This window comes from Pseudoflavonifractor phocaeensis, assembly GCF_016901955.1.
Taxonomy (GTDB): domain Bacteria; phylum Bacillota; class Clostridia; order Oscillospirales; family Oscillospiraceae; genus Flavonifractor; species Flavonifractor phocaeensis_A.
In genome coordinates this window covers 1-5,588 of sequence record NZ_JACJLC010000128.1, presented here as the reverse complement: position 1 = coordinate 5,588, position 5,588 = coordinate 1, and the positions used below count along the sequence as shown (strand labels likewise).

Genomic DNA, 5,588 nt, shown 5'->3' with positions numbered 1-5,588 from the left:
GTGGTATTCTATCTGAGCGCCTTACGGAAGGCACTGAAAACGGAACCAAAACTGGAAGAGACCGGGGGGAACCTGGACGGCCTTCCGGAAGAACTTCTGAAAAAGTGCTTGACATACCGGACAGTGCGTGGTAAAATAAACGAGTTCGAGCTGAAGGGCGAGAGCGAGTTTAAAAAGGACTGAGATCAAGGTTTGGGAGCCCAAAAGCTCCGAAAAAACTTGAAAAAAGTTCTTGACAAACCAAACCGGAAGTGCTAAAATAAATAGCACGTCAGCCCGCCGGGCTGACCGGAGCGTGTACCTTGTAAATTAAACAACGTGAGAGAAACACGAAGCACCAGAAAGGACGAGAAGTCCTTCTGAAGCAAGCAAAAGCTTGATGAAGAAGGCTCTTGACAAATTTCTTTGAAGCTAAGAATTAGGCTTCAATAAAGTGATTTGAGGAACTTCGGTTCTTTAGATACCATTTTATTGAGAGTTTGATCCTGGCTCAGGATGAACGCTGGCGGCGTGCTTAACACATGCAAGTCGAACGGAGTGCTCTTGACGGAGTTTTCGGACAACTGATAGAGTTACTTAGTGGCGGACGGGTGAGTAACGCGTGAGGAACCTGCCTCGGAGTGGGGAATAACAGCCCGAAAGGGTTGCTAATACCGCATGATGCAGCTGGGTCGCATGACTCTGGCTGCCAAAGATTTATCGCTCTGAGATGGCCTCGCGTCTGATTAGCTAGTTGGCGGGGTAACGGCCCACCAAGGCGACGATCAGTAGCCGGACTGAGAGGTTGACCGGCCACATTGGGACTGAGACACGGCCCAGACTCCTACGGGAGGCAGCAGTGGGGAATATTGGGCAATGGGCGCAAGCCTGACCCAGCAACGCCGCGTGAAGGATGAAGGCTTTCGGGTTGTAAACTTCTTTTATCAGGGACGAAGAAAATGACGGTACCTGATGAATAAGCCACGGCTAACTACGTGCCAGCAGCCGCGGTAATACGTAGGTGGCGAGCGTTATCCGGATTTACTGGGTGTAAAGGGCGTGTAGGCGGGATTGCAAGTCAGACGTGAAAACTATGGGCTCAACCCATAGCCTGCGTTTGAAACTGTAGTTCTTGAGTGCTGGAGAGGCAATCGGAATTCCGTGTGTAGCGGTGAAATGCATAGATATACGGAGGAACACCAGTGGCGAAGGCGGATTGCTGGACAGTAACTGACGCTGAGGCGCGAAAGCGTGGGGAGCAAACAGGATTAGATACCCTGGTAGTCCACGCCGTAAACGATGGATACTAGGTGTGGGGGGTCTGACCCCCTCCGTGCCGCAGTTAACACAATAAGTATCCCACCTGGGGAGTACGATCGCAAGGTTGAAACTCAAAGGAATTGACGGGGGCCCGCACAAGCGGTGGAGTATGTGGTTTAATTCGAAGCAACGCGAAGAACCTTACCAGGGCTTGACATCCCGGTGACCGGCCTAGAGATAGGCTTTCCCTTCGGGGCACCGGTGACAGGTGGTGCATGGTTGTCGTCAGCTCGTGTCGTGAGATGTTGGGTTAAGTCCCGCAACGAGCGCAACCCTTATTGTTAGTTGCTACGCAAGAGCACTCTAGCGAGACTGCCGTTGACAAAACGGAGGAAGGTGGGGACGACGTCAAATCATCATGCCCCTTATGTCCTGGGCCACACACGTACTACAATGGTGGTCAACAGAGGGAGGCAAACCCGCGAGGGGGAGCAAATCCCTAAAAGCCATCCCAGTTCGGATTGCAGGCTGCAACCCGCCTGTATGAAGTTGGAATCGCTAGTAATCGCGGATCAGCATGCCGCGGTGAATACGTTCCCGGGCCTTGTACACACCGCCCGTCACACCATGAGAGTCGGGAACACCCGAAGTCCGTAGCCTAACAGCAATGGGGGCGCGGCCGAAGGTGGGTTCGATAATTGGGGTGAAGTCGTAACAAGGTAGCCGTATCGGAAGGTGCGGCTGGATCACCTCCTTTCTAAGGAGAGTTCTGTAGGGGCGATTATCAATCGCCCGCACAACTACAGTAACGTCCTAAGGTCAGCTTTCTGGAGCGGGTGGAGCTTTCACGTTGTTTAATTTAGAGGGTACACGCGTTGATGGGGGTATAGCTCAGCTGGGAGAGCACCTGCTTTGCAAGCAGGGGGTCATCGGTTCGAGCCCGATTATCTCCACCAGAGTGGAGCGAGACGGGCCCATAGCTCAGCTGGCTAGAGCGCACGACTGATAATCGTGAGGTCGGTGGTTCGAGTCCACTTGGGCCCACCACTTACTTTTTCATGAAAGAAAAAGTAAGCAAAAAGAAGTTCCATAGAAGAGTCAATATTGGATCGAAGTATCTGAGGCTCAGGTATTTCGATCTGGTCTTGAAAGAGACTGGAAGTTGGCACCTTGAAAACTGAACAATGCAGATGGAAAGTACAAGAGCAAGCAACAGAGGACAAACAGCAATGTTGTGGAACTTAAAGATAGAATGGCGAAAGCCGTTCTAGATGGGTAAAAACAATGGAGCGCAAATCTTCTGTGAGGCCTGCATAATTCATGAGAACCATAGATCCGAGCAAAGCCCAATGAAATGGGTTTGCGAGGAGGAGGAGGGGCAGCGAAGTGAGTGAGCTTTCGTGTTCACACGGAAGCGAATGATACGGAGCTTGCCCCGACGAAGGTCAAGCTAATAAGAGCGCAAGGGGAATGCCTTGGCATCAGGAGCCGAAGAAGGACGTGACAAGCTGCGATAAGCTGCGGTGAGCTGCACATAAGCCTTGACCCGCAGATTTCCGAATGGGGAAACCCGGCAGAGCAATACTCTGTCAGCCTGCGTTGAATCAAATAGGCGTAGGTGGGGAACCGCCTGAACTGAAACATCTAAGTAGGGCGAGGAAGAGAAATCAACAGAGATTCCGCTAGTAGTGGCGAGCGAACGCGGAAGAGGGCAAACCGAAGGATTTATCCTTCGGGGTTGTGGACCGACACAACGGCAGGATAGGTTAGCCGAACGGTATGGGAAGGCCGGCCATAGCGGGTGAGAGCCCCGTAGGCGAAAACCGAGTTCTGTTAGTCGAGTTCCAGAGTACCGCCGGACACGTGAAACCCGGTGGGAAGCTGGGGGGACCACCCTCCAACCCTAAATACTACCTGATGACCGATAGAGGAGCAGTACCGTGAGGGAAAGGTGAAAAGGACCCCGGGAGGGGAGTGAAAGAGAACCTGAAACCTTGTGCTTACAAGCACTCAAAGCACGTTAATGTGTGATGAGGTACCTTTTGTAGAATGGTCCGGCGAGTTATTGTTACTGGCAAGCTTAAGGTATTCAGTACCGGAGGCGAAGCGAGAGCGAGTCTGAATAGGGCGTATAAAGTCAGTGGCAATAGACCCGAAACCGGGTGACCTATCCATGGGCAGGTTGAAGTGGGGGTAAAACCCCATGGAGGACCGAACACACGCCCGTTGCAATGGTCGGTGATGACCTGTGGATAGCGGTGAAATTCCAATCGAACTCGGAGATAGCTGGTTCTCCCCGAAATAGCTTTAGGGCTAGCGTTATCTTAGATTACCGGAGGTAAAGCACTGAATGGGCTAGGGGCCGATAAGGTTACTGAACCCTATCAAACTCTGAATGCCGGATAATTGATGGATAGCAGTCAGTCTACGTGAGATAAGTCTCGTGGACAAAAGGGAAACAGCCCAGACCCACAGCTAAGGTCCCAAAGATACGCTAAGTGGAAAACGATGTGGAGTTGCGAAAACAACCAGGATGTTGGCTTAGAAGCAGCCACTCATTAAAAGAGTGCGTAATAGCTCACTGGTCGAGTGACTCTGCGCGGAAAATATAACGGGGCTAAGCGTAACACCGAAGCTTGGGCTGCACCGTAAGGTGCGGGGTAGGGGAGCGTCGTGTACGGGGTGAAGTCGTAGCGGAAGCAGCGGTGGACTTTACACGAGTGAGAATGCCGGAATGAGTAGCGAGAATTATGTGGGAATCATAATGGCCGAAAATCTAAGGTTTCCTGGGGAAGGTTCGTCCGCCCAGGGTAAGCCGGGAGCTAAGGCGAGGCCGAAAGGCGTAGTCGATGCACATACGGTTGAAATTCCGTAGCCACCGAACCTTAAGTACACTGACACATGGAGATAGCCTGACCCGGGCGTTGGTTGACCCGGGCGTAAGGGACCGAAATCAAGTAGGGAAGTGGGCGATGCTCTGTGGCGAGAAAAGGTGTATGGTATGCTAAGGTGCCCGTACCGCAAACCGACACAGGTAGATGAGGAGAGAATCCTAAGGCCAACGGGAGAAGGGTTGTTAAGGAACTCGGCAAAATGACCCCGTAACTTCGGGATAAGGGGAGCCTCCTACGGGAGGCCGCAGCGAATAGGCCCAAGCGACTGTTTACCAAAAACACAGGTCTCTGCTAAATCGAAAGATGACGTATAGGGGCTGACGCCTGCCCGGTGCTGGAAGGTTAAGAGGAGAGCTTAGCGCAAGCGAAGGTTTGAATTGAAGCCCCAGTAAACGGCGGCCGTAACTATAACGGTCCTAAGGTAGCGAAATTCCTTGTCAGGTAAGTTCTGACCCGCACGAATGGCGTAACGATTTGGGCACTGTCTCAACAGCCCACCCGGCGAAATTGTTGTACTGGTGAAGAAGCCAGTTACCCGCAACTAGACGGAAAGACCCCATGGAGCTTTACTGTAGCTTAATACTGGAAATCGGTAAATCATGTACAGGATAGGTGGGAGGCTTGGAAGCCTGGGCGTCAGCTTAGGTGGAGCCACCCTTGGGATACCACCCTTGATTTGCTGGTTTTCTAACCTGCGGCCGTGAATCCGGTCGGGGGACACTGTTAGGTGGGCAGTTTGACTGGGGCGGTCGCCTCCTAAAAGGTAACGGAGGCGCTCAAAGGTTCGTTCAGCACGGACGGAAACCGTGCAGTGAGTGTAAACGCATAAACGAGCCTAACTGCGAGACCGACGGGTCGAGCAGTAACGAAAGTTGGAGTTAGTGATCCGGCGGTATGCAAGTGGAAGTGCCGTCGCTCAACGGATAAAAGCTACCCTGGGGATAACAGGCTGATCTCCCCCAAGCGTCCACAGCGACGGGGAGGTTTGGCACCTCGATGTCGGCTCGTCACATCCTGGGGCTGAATTCGGTCCCAAGGGTTCGGCTGTTCGCCGATTAAAGTGGCACGCGAGCTGGGTTCAGAACGTCGTGAGACAGTTCGGTCCCTATCTGTTGCGGGCGTAAGAGATTTGAAGGGAGCTGTCCTTAGTACGAGAGGACCGGGATGGACGTACCTCTGGTGCACCAGTTGTTCTGCCAAGGGCATGGCTGGGTAGCTATGTACGGACGAGATAAACGCTGAAGGCATCTAAGCGTGAAACTCTCCCTAAGATGAGATCTCTCATCCTTCATGGAGTAAGGCACGTCGTAGACTATGACGTTGATAGGTCGGAGGTGGAAGTGCGGTAACGCATGTAGCTGACCGATACTAATCAGCCGAGGGCTTGACCTAAACATGATGATTGCAGGCGCTTGCCTGGGCTGGAAATCTGCATTGTTCGGTTTTGAGGGTGCT

Annotated in this window: 1 protein-coding gene, 2 tRNA genes and 2 rRNA genes; all 5 read left to right on the top strand. The window is 52.6% G+C overall.

Annotated features, from left to right (window positions below):
- A partial coding sequence (locus H6B51_RS16090) for a hypothetical protein (protein ID WP_204884617.1) occupies nt 1-183 on the top strand: 183 nt, incomplete at its 5' end.
- Nucleotides 184-467: 284 nt separating this feature from the next.
- Nucleotides 468-1,996 (top strand): 16S ribosomal RNA (locus H6B51_RS16085).
- 123 nt (nt 1,997-2,119) lie between these two features.
- Nucleotides 2,120-2,195: transfer RNA gene (locus H6B51_RS16080), tRNA-Ala, on the top strand.
- Between the two features lie 14 nt (nt 2,196-2,209).
- A tRNA-Ile gene (locus tag H6B51_RS16075) sits at nt 2,210-2,286 on the top strand.
- Nucleotides 2,287-2,682: 396 nt separating this feature from the next.
- Nucleotides 2,683-5,525: ribosomal RNA gene (locus tag H6B51_RS16070) — 23S ribosomal RNA — on the top strand.
- The 16S and 23S rRNA genes sit together here with 2 tRNA genes alongside, the layout of an rRNA operon.
- Nucleotides 5,526-5,588 lie beyond the last annotated feature (63 nt).